Source organism: Viridibacillus arvi, assembly GCF_001274945.1.
GTDB lineage: Bacteria > Bacillota > Bacilli > Bacillales_A > Planococcaceae > Viridibacillus > Viridibacillus arvi.
Window position 1 is genome coordinate 674,513 of sequence record NZ_LILB01000005.1, and the last position, 15,485, is coordinate 689,997.

General features: G+C 36.9%; 13 protein-coding genes. All 13 read right to left on the bottom strand.

Going from position 1 to position 15,485, the window contains the following annotated elements:
• Positions 1–36: 36 nt before the first annotated feature.
• The 13 genes from hfq to AMD00_RS12645 all read right to left on the bottom strand — a co-directional run bounded on the left by hfq (position 37) and on the right by AMD00_RS12645 (position 15,402).
• On the bottom strand, positions 37–267 hold the full coding sequence (hfq, locus tag AMD00_RS12590; protein WP_038184348.1) for an RNA chaperone Hfq: 231 nt from the start codon (positions 265–267) through the stop codon (positions 37–39).
• 78 nt (positions 268–345) lie between these two features.
• Positions 346–1,260 carry a tRNA (adenosine(37)-N6)-dimethylallyltransferase MiaA gene (miaA, locus tag AMD00_RS12595; protein ID WP_083446224.1) on the bottom strand — a complete coding sequence of 305 codons (915 nt, stop codon included), beginning with the start codon at positions 1,258–1,260 and terminating at the stop codon, positions 346–348.
• Complete coding sequence (locus tag AMD00_RS12600; RefSeq protein WP_053417399.1) at positions 1,257–2,177, bottom strand: alpha/beta hydrolase; 921 nt, start codon at positions 2,175–2,177, stop codon at positions 1,257–1,259. The genes miaA and AMD00_RS12600 overlap by 4 nt, the downstream gene beginning before the upstream one ends.
• On the bottom strand, positions 2,170–3,828 hold the full coding sequence (locus AMD00_RS12605; RefSeq protein WP_053417400.1) for a glycerol-3-phosphate dehydrogenase/oxidase: 1,659 nt from the start codon (positions 3,826–3,828) through the stop codon (positions 2,170–2,172). The genes AMD00_RS12600 and AMD00_RS12605 overlap by 8 nt, the downstream gene beginning before the upstream one ends.
• A 28-nt stretch (positions 3,829–3,856) precedes the next feature.
• A complete protein-coding gene (gene mutL, locus AMD00_RS12610; RefSeq protein ID WP_053417401.1) occupies positions 3,857–5,755 on the bottom strand; it encodes a DNA mismatch repair endonuclease MutL in 1,899 nt (632 codons plus the stop codon).
• A 12-nt stretch (positions 5,756–5,767) separates the two neighbouring features.
• Positions 5,768–8,398 (bottom strand): DNA mismatch repair protein MutS, encoded by a 2,631-nt coding sequence (mutS, locus tag AMD00_RS12615; RefSeq protein ID WP_053417402.1) that lies wholly within the window; start codon positions 8,396–8,398, stop codon positions 5,768–5,770.
• Between the two features lie 131 nt (positions 8,399–8,529).
• Positions 8,530–9,120: an outer spore coat protein CotE gene (cotE, locus tag AMD00_RS12620; protein WP_053417403.1), complete on the bottom strand. Its 591-nt coding sequence runs from the start codon at positions 9,118–9,120 to the stop codon at positions 8,530–8,532.
• A 474-nt stretch (positions 9,121–9,594) separates the two neighbouring features.
• Positions 9,595–10,029, bottom strand: coding sequence for a RicAFT regulatory complex protein RicA family protein (locus AMD00_RS12625; RefSeq protein ID WP_053417404.1), 435 nt, complete (start codon positions 10,027–10,029; stop codon positions 9,595–9,597).
• Positions 10,029–11,576, bottom strand: coding sequence for a tRNA (N6-isopentenyl adenosine(37)-C2)-methylthiotransferase MiaB (gene miaB / locus AMD00_RS12630; protein ID WP_053417405.1), 1,548 nt, complete (start codon positions 11,574–11,576; stop codon positions 10,029–10,031). Before miaB ends, AMD00_RS12625 begins: the two co-directional genes overlap by 1 nt.
• A 382-nt stretch (positions 11,577–11,958) precedes the next feature.
• Complete coding sequence (locus tag AMD00_RS23265) at positions 11,959–12,135, bottom strand: hypothetical protein (RefSeq protein ID WP_157059246.1); 177 nt, start codon at positions 12,133–12,135, stop codon at positions 11,959–11,961.
• A gap of 93 nt (positions 12,136–12,228) precedes the next feature.
• Complete coding sequence (locus AMD00_RS12635) at positions 12,229–13,095, bottom strand: 2-oxoacid:ferredoxin oxidoreductase subunit beta (RefSeq protein ID WP_053417406.1); 867 nt, start codon at positions 13,093–13,095, stop codon at positions 12,229–12,231.
• On the bottom strand, positions 13,082–14,833 hold the full coding sequence (locus tag AMD00_RS12640) for a 2-oxoacid:acceptor oxidoreductase subunit alpha (RefSeq protein WP_053417407.1): 1,752 nt from the start codon (positions 14,831–14,833) through the stop codon (positions 13,082–13,084). The genes AMD00_RS12635 and AMD00_RS12640 overlap by 14 nt, the downstream gene beginning before the upstream one ends.
• Positions 14,834–15,135: 302 nt before the next feature.
• Positions 15,136–15,402: a stage V sporulation protein S gene (locus AMD00_RS12645; protein ID WP_038184313.1), complete on the bottom strand. Its 267-nt coding sequence runs from the start codon at positions 15,400–15,402 to the stop codon at positions 15,136–15,138.
• Positions 15,403–15,485 lie beyond the last annotated feature (83 nt).

The window sequence follows — 15,485 nt, forward strand, 5'->3', positions numbered from 1 at the left end:
AAAATTCGGCTAGTCTTTATACTAGCCGAATCAATATTATTCTTCGTTATCTTGTGAGATATTAATGGATTTTGAAGGGGCGAATGTCGAAATCGCATGTTTATAAATCAAATGCTGTTTCCCATCAGATTCCAATAGTACCGTGAAATTATCATAAGATTTAATAAGACCTTTTAATTGAAAACCATTTAGCAAGAAAACGGTAACGAAAACCCCGTTTTTACGCATTTGATTTAGAAACGCATCTTGTAAGTTAATAGATTTCATGCAAAGCCACTCCCTCTTCTAATTTAAATAATTCTCCTCAATACCTTGTATTCGATTTCATTTACGAAAAACCCTTTATTATTCCAATATTTCTCTTATTATTTTTTCTGTACCCTCTAAACTATTGAACCATTTAACATCCATTTTATTACGGAAATAAGTTAATTGACGTTTTGCATAGCGTCTTGAATTTTGTTTTAACTGCTCTATCGCATCCTCTAGTGATTCTTTACCATCAAAATATGCATAAAGCTCCTTATATCCAATGGCTTGTACCGATTGTACACCTCGGATATTCTTTTGCCAAAGCGCTTCTACTTCAGCGAGCAGTCCTTGTTCCATCATTATATCAACACGCTTATTTATTCTTTCATACAACAGCTCGCGATCTATATTTAATCCAATGATAATATGTTTATAAAGTGGCTTATCACCCAGGTTTTGCTCGTCAGAAGATTTGGCTACACCTCCATGCTGAATCATCTCAAGTGCTCGGATCACCCGACGAGTATTATTTGGATGAATCGTTTCAGCTGTTTTAGGGTCAAGCTCTACTAATTTTGCATGCATTGCCTCTGGCCCAATTTCATTAAGTTCTTTATAATAGGCTTCTCGTGCTGCTTCATTAACCTTTTCTTCTGTGAAGCGATAATCAAATAGTACAGCTTGAATATAAAGTCCAGTTCCTCCAACAATGATTGGAAATTTTCCTTTCGCACGAATAAAGTCTATACGTTCACGCACTAGTTGCTGATATTCAGCGACTGAAAAGGTTTCAGTTGGTTCTTTGATGCTTAATAGATGATGTGGTATTCCTTCCATTTCAGCTTCAGTAATCTTAGCAGTCCCTATATTCAGTTCTCTATAAATTTGCATGGAGTCACCATTTATAATCTCTCCATTTAACCTTTTTGCTAGTTCTATACTTAAAGCAGTTTTGCCTGAAGCTGTAGGGCCCACAATGGCAATTACCTCTAAATCTTGTTGTCTCATTCTTTTTCTAACCACCATATGATTTTGTTATAAACCTCTTGTCGGTTTACTTCATTTAATATTTCATGTCGTTTTCCTTCAAATAACTGTACGGTAACATTTGTTAAACCGCAACTTTGATAGCTTTTTGCAACTTTCCAGATACCTTTACTAAAATCACCAACAGGATCTTCTGCACCACTAATTAAAAGAATAGGTAAATCTTTTCGAATTTTATTTATTTCTTCTTCCTTCGATAAAGTTAGAATACCACCAGTTAAATCAACATAAAATTGATTAGTCGCTATAAACCCGCAATCTTCATCTGCAAGATATTTAGTAACTTCAGATGAATCGGATGATAACCAGTCAAAATCAGTTTGAGTATTTGAAAATGAACGATTGAAATTACCGAACGACAATTTATCTAATAATGGACTTTCCTTCGTTTTCCCCTGTAATTTCGCAAGACTTTTAGCAAGTATATGGCCAGCTTGGTGTGTCACACTTGCTGCACCCGTTCCGCAGAAAATTGCTTTGGAAAGCGTATCGCTGTAAAGCTCTGTATAACGTCGTGCTATAAACGAACCCATGCTATGACCAAATAAAACAACAGGAGGTAAATGTTGATCAGCCCGAACAAAGTCAAGCACCTCATGTACGTCTAACACAACTCGATCAAAACCTTGCTGTTCTGCAAAAAAGCCTTTAGGTGACTCGTTTACAGATGCTGTTTTCCCATGACCACGATGATCGTGCATAGAAACTACATAACCATTGTCTATAAGGAATTTAGCAAAACCTTCATATCTTGCACTATGCTCTGCCATACCATGAAGAATGTGAATATGCCCTTTCGGCTCTTCACTAGGGAAATAGACAGTCACCGCAATACGGTGACCATCTGAAGTTCTAACTGAATGTGTATTTTTATTCATAAATACCCTCTTTAGCAAAATGCGATGCTTCGAATAGAATTTGATCTAATTCCAAGCGATATTGCTCTTCCTGCGCTGTTGAATAGGACAAGTATTTTTTCATTAGTTTTATTACTGCTTCCTTATGATTATAGACACTATCGATATCAAATAATAATCGACTTGAGCGTCGAACAAAGAAATCTGCTGGTGTTTGTGCCATTTCATATTGAATAGCATAAAGTAACTGCGCATGTATAGCGATTGGTAACTCTTCAACTGAATTATTAACTTTAAGTGTATGAATAATGTTGAATATGGCTTGAATATTCGTACCATATTTAGATACGAGCATATGCGCCTCTTCTTTAGTTAAACCTAATTTCATTCCTTCATATGTTTTATTTTTTACATAAGGGCCAAAATTTATAGGATTTATACCTTTAGCTCCCGAAAGGGACAACTGCTCTGTAACACAAGGGCCAGACTTTTTAAATTGTTTTTTTTCTACTATTTTGTCGACAATATTTTCAGCCATTTTACGATAACCTGTTAATTTTCCGCCTGCAATTGTCAACAACCCACTTGGGGATTCCCAAATCTCGTCTTTACGTGAAATTTCTGAAGGATCTTTACCTTCTTTGAAAATAAGTGGACGAACTCCAGCCCAGCTCGATTCAACGTCTTTTTGAGTAATTTGGACTTCTGGGAAAATATCGTGAATTGTATCCATTAAATAAGTAATATCTTCATCAGTAGCAACTGGATTTATTGGGTTTTCTTCGTAAAATGTATCAGTGGTACCGACATACGTTTTTCCATCTCGAGGTATCGCAAAGACCATACGGCCATCAGGTGTATCAAAATAAATAGATTGTTGAAGCGGGAAACGGGATTGATCAATCACAATATGTACACCTTTAGTGAGACGTAACTGTTTATTATTACTAATTTGATCTTTTTTACGTACTTCATCTACCCATGGTCCGGTAGCATTTACAACTGAATTCGATTGAATTGTCCAAGTGCGAGATGAAATTTGATCGCGAACGACAACTCCTGTAATTTTCTCGTTTTCATATTTAAATTCTTCTGCTTTTACATAATTTAAGCAAACAGCACCTAGTTCAACAGCTTTCTTAATAACCTCAATCGTAAGACGTGCATCATCAGTACGGTATTCTACATAATATCCCCCACCCAATAGTCCTTCTTTTTTGAGTAAAGGTTCTTTTTGTAAAGTCTCTTTAGCATTGAGCATTTTACGTCGTTCTGATTTGTTAACTTGAGCTAATTTATCATACACTTTTAAGCCTAATGAAGTTGAATAAGGTCCAAATGATCCTCCTTTGTAAAAAGGTAGTAGCATCCACTGCGGAGTTGTAATATGTACTCCGTTCTCATATACGATGGCACGTTCCTTTCCTACTTCAGCAACAACACCTACTTGTAGTTGTTTTAAATAACGTAAGCCACCATGCACTAGCTTAGTTGATCGACTAGAAGTACCAGCAGCAAAATCCTGCATATCAATAAGGGCAACAGATAAGCCTCTAGAAACAGCATCTAGTGCAATACCTGCACCTGTAATTCCACCACCAATTACTAAGACATCAAAAGAATAAGCATCAAGTGTTTCAATAAAACTTTCACGTTGTGCAGACGAAAACATACTATCTTCCTCCTTTATATCGTAAAAATCACATTACCCGTTTAAACATTTTTTCAATTTCATACGTTTTAAAATGGACGATAACAGGTCTACCATGTGGGCAAGTGAACGGATTGACCATTTTTTTTAAGTCTTGTATTAACACTTCCATTTGTTGTGTATTTAAGTAGTGATTTGCTTTAATCGAACGTTTACAGCTCATCATTATAGCTGCATCTTCACGCAATTTTCGTATATCTGTTTTACGTTCACGTAGCACCTGTTCAATTAATTCTTCAATGATTTCCTCTTCAAAATCTTTTGGGAACCAAGCAGGATGTTCTCTTACTACAAATGAGTTTGTGCCAAATTCCTCAAGAATAACACCTACATCTATTAAATGGGTCATATTTTCCCTTAACACTAATGCTTCATCAGCTGAGTAATGAAATGTTAGCGGAAATAGTAGTGTTTGTCGTTCATTTGGATCGACCTCACCTACTTTTTCTTTGAAAAACTCATATTTAATTCGTTCTTGTGCAGCATGCTGGTCAATTAAATAAAATCCATCCTCACTTTGTGCCACAATATAAGTCCCATGTATTTGACCTACAACTTCAAGTTCAGGAAATGGGTCTTTCGTTTCTTTCTCGTCAGATTCTTCTATTGGCATTACATACTCTTCATCGTTTATATCTTGCTCTACGGGTAATTTTGATTCCGCCAAATTGTCTGTACTATTTACTTGTTCCCATGTTTCTTCCTTTACAAAACCTGAATTGGATGATGAATTTAAAACATCTTGTGGAAATGGCCCTAAAAAAAGAGTTGGCTCTTCTTCTTGCTTAGGTTTTTCATTAAATTGAGGCATACTAGTGTTATTATAATTCATCGATTTCCAGAAATTAATTTGCTCCCCGGTTTGCGGAACTTTTTTCTTTTTCTCTGCAATTTCAGGTGCTTGCATGGACTGACGAATTACCTTATGCAACGTCTTTTCAATTAAGTCCATCAATTCCGCTTCTTTACTTAAACGAATTTGTTGCTTTGACGGATGTACATTAACATCGGTTAAAAACGGATCGCCTTCAATGTGAATAACTGAAATCGGAAAACGCCCAATCGGCAAGAATGTATGATATGCATCAATTATTGCTTTTTGTACAGTAAAATGACGTACCCATCTACCATTGACGAAAATAGACATATAGTTCTTAGATGCTCTTGTAATTTCAGGAATTGTTGCAAACCCTGAAATTTTATAATCTCGTGATTCTCCTTCAAATGGAACCATTTTTTTCGCATTGGCAATACCATAAATTGCCGCTAATACTTGGCGTAAATCACCACGTCCATTCGTTTGTAATAATATATGGTCATGATGACGTAATTTGAATGCGATTTCTGGGTAACAAAGAGCCAACCGATTCATCAAATCAATTGTGTGACCTAATTCAGTTTGGATCGTTTTCATATATTTCAATCGAGCTGGTGTATTATAAAAAAGTTGGGATACTTTCATATCCGTTCCTTTACGTAATGGTGCTGGTTTTTTGTCAATAACATGACCGCCTTCCAGTTGCACTTCAATACCCACTTCTCCATTTGATGTGATGAGTGTAATTTTTGAAACTGAAGCAATACTGGCTAATGCCTCTCCACGAAAACCTAGTGTACGAATACGGAATAAATCATGTTCATTTTCAATTTTACTTGTAGCATGACGTTGAAAAGATTTCAGTGCATCAGCTTCGTCCATCCCACTACCATTATCAATTACTTGAATGGAAGTTAGTCCGGCTTCTTCTAAAATCACTTCAATCGAGGTACTTCCTGCATCAATGGCATTTTCAACTAGTTCTTTCACAACAGATGAAGGTCGCTCGACTACTTCACCTGCTGCGATTTTATTGGACAGAAATTCATCCATTATATGAATATGACCCATCTGTTGCACCTCCTACTTTTTTATTAAAGATTGTTGCAATGCATAAACAAGTTGCAATGCATCCATAGGTGTTGTACCTGATACATTTACTGATCGGATTTGTTCTAGCACATCTTGTTCTAATTTAGAAACGGCTAATTGAATAACTTCTTTCGGCTCTTCTTCAGTAAATAGAGAAAGTTGTGCTGATTCGTCCTTCATAACAGCAACTACTTCATCCTTCACAATAGGCGTTGCTTCTGCTTTTGTAACGGTTGCAGCTGAGACTGCATTAGTTGCCTCAAATTCTTCCAGTAAAATACGTGCTCTAGAAATAATATCAGCCGGTAATTCTGCTAACTCTGCTACATGTATACCGTAACTTTTATCAGCCGGGCCTTTTTTAACTTTGTGTAAAAAGACTACTTTTCCGTCTTGCTCCATTGCGGATACATGAACATTTCGCAAACGATTTAAGTCATTTTCTAAATCTGTTAATTCATGATAATGAGTAGAGAATAATGTATTAGCGCCGATTTTATTGTGAATATACTCCATCATAGATTGTGCTAATGCCATACCATCATAAGTTGATGTACCACGTCCAATTTCATCAAAGAGCAATAAGCTTTTCTCTGTAGCATTTGTAATAGCATGTTGTGATTCCAACATCTCTACCATAAACGTACTTTGTCCAGCTGCTAAATCATCCGCTGCACCAATACGTGTGAAAATTTGATCAGTTATTGGTAATTCCGCTTCATCTGCTGGAACATAGCAGCCCATTTGCGCAAGAATTGTTATAAGCGCCACTTGTCTCATATAAGTACTTTTACCAGACATATTCGGTCCTGTAATTAGCATCATATTGCGATCATCAGTCAATATACAATCATTTGGCACATATAATTGCTGATTCATCATTTTCTCGACGACCGGATGACGACCATTAACAATTTTAAGTGAACGTCCTTCATGGAATACCGGTTTTGTGAAACGATACTTCTCAGTAACCGTTGCAAAACCTACATAGACATCTAATTCACTGATAGCAGAAGCAAGTCCTTGTAATCTCGGGATATATTGCTTTAATTCTTCACGAATTTGTGTGAATAAAGTATATTCGAGTGCCAAACTTTCTTCTTCAGCATTTAAGATAATGGCTTCTTTTTCCTTTAATTCATCTGTAATGTAGCGCTCTGCATTAGCAAGCGTCTGTTTACGTTCATATCTTTCTAAATCAGCTAAATGAATATACGATTTCGTAATTTCGATGTAATAACCAAACACTCGGTTATAACCAATTTTCAAATTCTTAATTCCTGTTTTCTCACGTTCTTGTTGTTCAAGAGCTGCAATCCAATCTTTACCGTTGCGAGAGGCATAACGAAGCTCATCTAATTTTGCATCATAGCCACCGCGGATAACATCACCCTCTTTAATCGAGATTGGTGGGTGGTCTGTAATCGCATGACTTAAATAACTTTCTACATCACTACATAAATCAAGTGCTTTCCCTAAGTTTTGTAGGTTTGCTTTTGAAGAGTTTTGTAGTTGTTCTTGAATGACAGGAACTTGACGTAATGATTCTCTTAATTGCGCTAAATCACGTCCTCCAACATTTCCAAAAGCAACACGTCCTGCTAGGCGTTCTAAGTCATACACTTGTTTAAATAATTCTTGTAATTCTGCTCGAACAAAATATTCTTCCAACAAATCTGTCACGATGCTTAAACGATTTTCAATATGTTGACGGTTTGCTAACGGTTGATGTAACCACTGCTTTAATTTTCGTCCACCCATTGCAGTAACTGTTTCGTCTAGTAACCATAAAAGTGTTCCTTTTTGATCCCCACCACGTAGTGATTGAATAAGTTCTAAATTACGTTTTGAGTTTGTATCTATATTTAGATAATTTTTGTTTTCATTGTATTGGAATGGTTGAATATGAGAAAGTGAGCGCATTTGTGTACGTTCAATATAGTGTAGAAGCTTTCGTCCAGCACCATGTAAATTACTTGGTGCCCCTTCTAAATACTGTGCACATTTCGATTCATCCATTACCTCTTCTTCAATTGATAAGATAATAGATAATGCTTCTGCCTGTTCAGTTAGTTCTGCAAATAATTGCTCTGAAACAACCATTTCTCGAATACCAAATGATTGAAGTTGTTGTAATAAGACTAGACCATCACCTTCGACATAAGTAACTGTCGCTTCACCAGTTGATAAATCTAAATAACAAAAAGCATACTCCGTGGTGTTTATTTGCTCAGCAGCTGCGATGAAGTGATTTGTTTTTCCATCTAAAGTTTTGCCTTCCATAATTGTTCCAGGCGTAATCAGCTGAACAACTTCACGTTTTACGACACCTTTTGCTTGTTTGACATCTTCTGTTTGTTCACAAACTGCTACTTTATAACCTTTTTGAACAAGTGTCTCGATGTAATTTTTAGCTGAATGATGAGGCACACCACACATAGGAATGCGTTCTTTCATACCTGCATCTCGGCTTGTTAATGTAATTTCTAAAATTTGAGAAGCTTTTATAGCATCCTCAAAAAACATTTCATAAAAATCACCTAATCGGAAAAATAAAAAAGCATCTTTATAATCTGCTTTTACTTGTAGATATTGTTGAATCATCGGAGTATATGTTGTCATTTTAAAACCTCTCTTGTGTAGCTAAATCTTATTTCTATTATAACAAAATAAGTACTGAAATGCGTTTCATACCTTTTAGCCAGTTTTCTCAAAAAAAAAATAAGCCGGCGTCTCCTCCGGCTTAAAAATGTTTATTCAAATGATGAAGATTCAAATGATGGACCTGATGTTGGACCTGATGAAGACGATGATGAAGACGAAGAGCTTGATGATGAACTAGAAGATGAGCTTGATGATGAACTTTCATCTTCGAAATCCCACTCTTCTTCAAAATCTAATGGATGAACTGAGATACAAATTGTTGTCTCACCTACGACTTCCGCAAGCAATTCTCTCTCAATTGTGACTTGGAATTGCTCACCGCAAGGCGTAATAATAGCTTCTGTACAGTTCGGGTGTTGAATCACCTTTACTTGAACCTCTTCTTTACCAGTTGTTTCGTTATCTCTATAATGTAGTTTGATACGGTCTCTGTACAGTACCGTCTCAGAGAATACTGCAGTTTTTGAATGATTATGATATGCGTACCAAACATTGACATCAAATTTGCCTGATACTTCTACAAAATTACCATGTTTTTTCGCTGAATGCGTATGGTTGATCACCCAGCATCCTAAAATACTTGATGGTTTATTCGGTGGTCTTAAATTTTCACATACTTCTGTTCTTTTTTTACCCTTCGCGACGACCGCCTTTGTGACAATTTGACGCAACTGTTTCAGTGCGATTCCTCCTTTGCTTCTCTTAATTTCATCTTATGCGGCATGTGCCTATTGGGTGATTAGATTAATTTTTAAAAATAAAAAAACTACTGAATAGCCGTTCTTTCTTTGGCTACACAGTAGTCTGTAATTATTCCGTTACTTTGAACGCTAGACGTATAGCAGGCATCGCTGATCCCGGATGATCCGTACTATATGTTAATTGTGGAATTAATGTCAGTCAGAAATCCAATTGACCTTCAGCGTTTATTTTCACTGTATTTAATGTATAAGAATTACTACAAAACTTAATCCACTCAACTTCCCTTTAAGATGTTCTAAACATTTGCCATTTCTCACCTAGGAAGCTAGTTGCGGAAAGATAATTCACTTCTACAATATTACATTCAGTTTTATTCAATGAAACTTCTACTACTATATAAAGAAAACCCTTATAAAGATAGTTATTCTTCATAAGGGTTAACAATTATTCTATTAAGAGCAGCTACCTGGTTTTGAGTTTTGTACTTTTGAACCTGTTTCACCGCGTAATATGTCGCCACCAGTTGATTCAACGATTTCATCAGTCACACTGTTTGCAATTGTGTTTGATACTAATTGTAATAGATCATTTACATCGCCTTGAGATTGTTTAAATTCTTCAACGATTGGTAAAGAATCAATTTCTTCTTCAATTTTTGCAATTTTATCTTCAATTAATTTAAGTGCTTTTTCTTTACCATAATGTTGGAAGTTTACTGCTTGTTTTTGTAAACTTTTTAGACTAGCGATTTTTTCACGTACCATTTGGTTTTCGTTAATTTGTGCTTCTGCACGTTTGAAGAAATCTACTTCTTCCGTGTTCGCTACCATATGAGCAATTTCCATTGCTTTTGCGATGATTTGATCTTTAGTATATATTTCTGCCATTATAATTCCACCTTTTGGTCCGTTACAACTTCGATAAAATCTCCTTGTAATGACCAAGTTTTTGCTTCAGTAACTTGTACTTTAACAATTTGACCGATTACTTCTTTAGGAGCTACAAAGTTTACGAGTTTATTTTTTCTTGTATAACCTGCTAGAACATTCGGGTTACGTTTACTTTCCCCTTCTACTAACACTTCGACGATTTGACCGTCGTATTGTTTAATTGCTTCTCCACATAGTTGGTTCACTACGTCATTTAAACGTTGTAGACGTTCTTTTTTCACTTCCATTGGTACATTATCCTGCATTTTCGCTGCAGGAGTACCTTCACGTGGTGAATAAATGTACGTGAATGCCATTTCGAAGCCAACTTCTTTATATAAAGATAACGTTTCTTCAAACTGCTCGTCCGTTTCATTTGGGAAACCAACAATAATATCAGTTGTTAACGCTACATCTGGAATCGCTTTTCTGATTTTGCGTACAAGTTCTAGATAGCTTTCGCGCGTATATTTACGAGCCATAATCTTCAACATGTCGCTCGAACCTGACTGCACTGGTAAATGAATGTGCTCAACTAAGTTTCCTTTTTTCGCAAGTACTTCGATTAAATAATCGTCAAAATCACGTGGGTGACTTGTTGTAAAGCGAATACGAGGAATGTCAATTGTTCGTAATTCATTCATTAAATCACCAAGACCATACTTTAGATCCTCAAAGTCTTTTCCGTAAGCGTTTACGTTTTGGCCAAGTAATGTCACTTCTTTATAGCCCTGTGCAGCTAGTTGACGCACTTCTTGAATAATATCATCTGGTCGTCGACTACGCTCTTTTCCACGTGTATAAGGTACGATACAATATGTACAGAATTTATCACAGCCGTACATGATATTTACCCATGCCTTCGTATTCCCTTTGCGAACTTTCGGAAGGTTTTCAATAACATCCCCTTCTTTAGACCACACTTCTATAACCATTTCTTTCGACATATAAGCTTCGTTTAAAATGTCTGGTAAACGATGAATATTATGCGTCCCGAAAATCATATCAACTTGGTCATACGTTTTCAAGATTTTTTTAACTACTGCCTCTTCTTGCGACATACAGCCACATACACCAATTAACAAATCAGGATTTTTTTGCTTTAACGGCTTAAAGTGACCAAGTTCACCAAACACTTTGTTCTCCGCATTTTCGCGAATGGCACAAGTATTCATTAAAATGACATTCGCATCTTCTACTTTATTTGTTGCTTCATAACCAAGTTGCAGAAAAATTCCAGCCATTACTTCTGTATCGTGTTCATTCATTTGGCAACCGTACGTACGAATGTAGAATTTACGACCATGTCCCATACCCAAGTATTTTTCATCAATCGCGAAGTCTTTATGGTATTGAACTTCTTCTTTACCACGTTTCTTTGCATCTTTTAAAGATGGCGCTGTATATACAGATTGAAAATATTTACTATAGTCCTTCTCGGATTTTTTGTCCGATGGTTCTGGTTGTTTCACTTGTTGACTAGCAAGTCGTTGTTCTTCGTTCATCAGTAAACTCCTTCCGCTCGTATTCGCACACTCGAATACCCATTTTCTTATTATACTTAATGGAGTATGGTTCCTACAAGAAAAGAACGTTAATTGTCGGTGTTTCGACATATAGCCTGTTATATTAGGGGTGGAGGCCAGGTGGGTGTACTTTTGCTATGCTTGAGCTCTTGGTGCTACTCACGCCTTCTTTAGCGCTACTCGCATTCACTTTAGCGCTACTCACAATCTCTTTAGCGCTACTCGCATCCCTTAGCGCTACTCGCATCCACTTTAGCGCTACTCACTTCCTTTAGCGCTACTCACATTCCCTTTGGCGCTACTCGCATTCACTTTAGCGCTACTCGCATTCCCTTTAGCGCTACTCGCTACCCCTTTGGCGCTACTCACTTCCTTTAGCGCTACTCACAATCTCTTTGGCGCTACTCGCAATTCCTTTGGCGCTACTCGCTACCCCTTTGGCGCTACTCGCTACCCCTTTAGCGCTACTTGCAACTTCCTTAGCGCCAAGTCTTCCAAATAAATAATTTTTAATCCTTTCTATAATAAATATCTGCATATTAACTGTATCTATCAGTCTCTTTATAACATTAGAAAAGGCTAATCCGTTAGTCAGATAAACGACTTGAGGGATTAGCCTTTAAATTATTTATTACATAAATTCTTTCATTAACTCTTGAAGATCTTTTTCTTCAATCATCATTTCTTGCTGGTTTAGAGGTTCTTCGCTATATCCATTTACTAAGTTTTGATACGAAGGTGTTTCTTCGTCTTGATAAATAATACCTGTTACTAGACCTTCATGTTCCATTACAGTTGCCATTGCTTGGGCACGGTTTGTTGAATCGTATCCTTCAATGCTTGATAATTTTGTAATGTTTTCTTTAAACCAGTCATACGTATTGATTTTATTATAAGTTACACAAGGGCTGAATACATTAATGAATGCGAAGCCATTGTGATTCATACCTGCTTCTATGATCGCAGTTAGCTCTTTTAAATCTGTAGAAAAGCTTTGTGCTACGAATGTTGCGCCAGCAGATAATGCTACTTCTAATGGTTTTAATGACGGTTCAATTGCTCCGCCTGGTGTTGATTTTGTGACAAAACCAGCAGCTGATCGTGGTGATGTCTGACCTTTAGTTAAACCATAGATTTGGTTATCCATAACGATATACGTGATATCTACATTACGACGGATTGAGTGAATTGTATGACCCATACCGATGGCGAAACCATCACCGTCACCGCCAGAAGCGATTACTTTTAAATTACGGTTAGCCATTTTCAATCCTTGTGCAATAGGTAATGCACGTCCGTGAATACCGTGTAAACCATATGAATTGATGTATCCTGAGATACGACCTGAACAGCCAATTCCTGAAATAACTGCTAGTTCATGCGGTTGGATTTCTAGGTTTGCTGCAGCACGTTGGATTGCAGCTTGCACTGAAAAGTCACCACATCCAGGACACCAGTTAGGTTTAACATTATTTCGGAAATCCTTAAATGTTACCATCTGTTAGCAACTCCTTCACGCGGCCTAACAATTCTTTTGGCAAGAATGGTGTGCCGTCATATTTCACTAAGCTAATAATTTTATCGTGTGCGCCAATATTCATTTTCATTACATTAGCTAATTGACCAGTAGCATTATTTTCAACAACAATTACTTTTTTCGCATTGTCGATTAATTCTTTCATTTCCACTGCTGGGAATGGGTGAATTAGTCGAATATGTGCGTGGTTTGTTTTGATGCCTTCTTCGTTTAACATCGGTTGAATTTCTTCTATTGCACCTTTAGTCGAGTTAAAGCCAACTAATAGAACATCCGCTTCCTCGTGTGGTGTGTTTTTAAATACGGGCATATTAAAGTTTACATGATCTAATTTACGGAAACGTTTGTCCATTTGCGCTTTACGGTTACCAGCTGCTTCAGATGGTTTACCTGTCTCATCATGTTCAACACCTGTAACGTGGTGAATACCATGTTTTTGACCAGGTACGACACGAGTAGACACGCCATCTTCTGTTACTTCAAAGCGTTTAAAGTATGCTTTATCTTCAGCTTCAGGTAATTCGCCAAGTTCTAATTTACCACGACGAATTTCGATTTTAGAGTAATCAAATGGTTCAACAGTTTGTTTACCAAGTGATAATTGAAGATCAGATAATAAGATAACTGGTAATTGTAATTCTTCCGCAATGTTAAATGCTTGAATTGTATCGTAAAATGCTTCTTCACCCGTACTTGGTGCGATAACAACTTTCGGAATTTCACCATGTGTTCCGTATAGCATTGCCATCAAATCAGATTGTTCTTGTTTTGTTGGTAGGCCTGTTGAAGGACCACCACGTTGTGTATCAACAATTACAAGAGGTTGTTCTGTCATACCAGAAAGGCCAATTGCTTCCATCATTAATGATAAGCCTGGACCCGCAGATGCTGTAAACGAACGAATGCCACCGTAGTTAGCTCCGATTGCCATTGTTGCAGCTGCGATTTCATCCTCCGTTTGGATAACAGTACCACCGAATTTCGGCAATTTTTTGATTAAATATTCCATTATTTCTGAAGCTGGAGTGATTGGATAGGCTGCCATAATACGAGTGCCTGCAGCTAATGCACCTAGTGCGATAGCTTCGTTACCGATCATAAATAGACGGTGTTTCCCATCTGCTGGCTCTAATTCAAATTTACCAATATTATCGCCAAGCATACCGTTCATTAGTTCATGTCCTTGTGCGATGGCTGTCATATTTTTTTGAACAACCGTTTCACCTTTACGGCCGAAAATTTCATCAACGACACTTTGGAAAACTTCATCTTCAAGATTTAATAATGCAGCAGTTGCACCGATTGCCACCATGTTTTTCATTAAAGTAGTACCTAACTCAGCAGCTACTTCAGTGAATGGTACAACATAAAGCGTTGCAGGACAATCTTCTGGTTTTACTGGTTTAAATTTAGCATCTGCTAAAATAACACCTTCTGATGTTAATTCTTTATAATTGACATCGATTGTTTCTTGGTCAAATGCAACCAATATATCTAAATCATCTGGAATCGTGTGTACGACAGATGTGCGTACGTTAATTTTATTGTTCGTATGGCCACCTTTAATACGGGAAGAGAAGTGACGGTATCCATATAAATGGTATCCAAGACGGTTCATAGCCGTAGAGAAAATTTCTCCCGTACTCTCAATACCTTCCCCTTGTTGCCCACCGACTTTCCATGAAAGCTGATGTAACATTTATAACATCTCCTTAATTACAGGTTATTAGCTTTTTATCCTTCATCAGTTTATCACGAAGACCCGATGTAAACTATTGTTTATAAGCGATTTCTTTGAAATTCAGACCTTTGACGGAAAAGCTCGTTCAATAAGTTGTAATAATAATCACTGACAATACTCACTATGTTAACATACTTTTTTATGTATAGTAAAAAAAGCTAGGTGTGCTCACTTCATTTCAAATGAGCAAAATACAAAGGTTCATTTTTTTATTTTCTCCATAAAAAAATACCGGTTTCCCGGTATTTTAGTTTTTTTATTTATCTCGTACGCTTTTCAACTAAAAGCTTCATAGCCGTTCGATCTTCACCTGCAATCAAGATATCCGTAAATGCAGGCGAACAAGTCAAGTCCGTTCCACTTGGTGCAACAAATCCTCTTGCAATTGCAACTGCTTTAACAGCTTGATTTAGTGCACCTGCTCCAACTGCTTGCATCTCTGCATAGCCTTGCTCTCTAATGACTGCTACTAATGCGCCAGCTACTGAGTTCGGGTTTGAGCGAGAAGATACTTTCAATGAATCCACAACAATTCCTCCCTTAATTTGAAAAAATGTGGGACATCTCTCTTGTCCATGGATTATTGTATGCAGCGAGTTTTGGGAATAGA

Bases quoted from the DNA above. Each gene is read 5' to 3' on its own strand.
- mutL (WP_053417401.1), bottom strand. From the start codon at position 5,755: ATGGGTCATATTCATATAATGGATGAATTTCTGTCCAATAAAATCGCA.
- AMD00_RS12600 (WP_053417399.1), bottom strand. From the start codon at position 2,177: ATGAATAAAAATACACATTCAGTTAGAACTTCAGATGGTCACCGTATT.
- miaA (WP_083446224.1), bottom strand. From the start codon at position 1,260: ATGAGACAACAAGATTTAGAGGTAATTGCCATTGTGGGCCCTACAGCT.
- AMD00_RS23265 (WP_157059246.1), bottom strand. From the start codon at position 12,135: ATGCAGATATTTATTATAGAAAGGATTAAAAATTATTTATTTGGAAGA.
- miaB (WP_053417405.1), bottom strand. From the start codon at position 11,576: ATGAACGAAGAACAACGACTTGCTAGTCAACAAGTGAAACAACCAGAA.
- AMD00_RS12625 (WP_053417404.1), bottom strand. From the start codon at position 10,029: ATGGCAGAAATATATACTAAAGATCAAATCATCGCAAAAGCAATGGAA.
- AMD00_RS12635 (WP_053417406.1), bottom strand. From the start codon at position 13,095: ATGGTAACATTTAAGGATTTCCGAAATAATGTTAAACCTAACTGGTGT.
- mutS (WP_053417402.1), bottom strand. From the start codon at position 8,398: ATGACAACATATACTCCGATGATTCAACAATATCTACAAGTAAAAGCA.
- AMD00_RS12605 (WP_053417400.1), bottom strand. From the start codon at position 3,828: ATGTTTTCGTCTGCACAACGTGAAAGTTTTATTGAAACACTTGATGCT.
- hfq (WP_038184348.1), bottom strand. From the start codon at position 267: ATGAAATCTATTAACTTACAAGATGCGTTTCTAAATCAAATGCGTAAA.
- AMD00_RS12640 (WP_053417407.1), bottom strand. From the start codon at position 14,833: ATGTTACATCAGCTTTCATGGAAAGTCGGTGGGCAACAAGGGGAAGGT.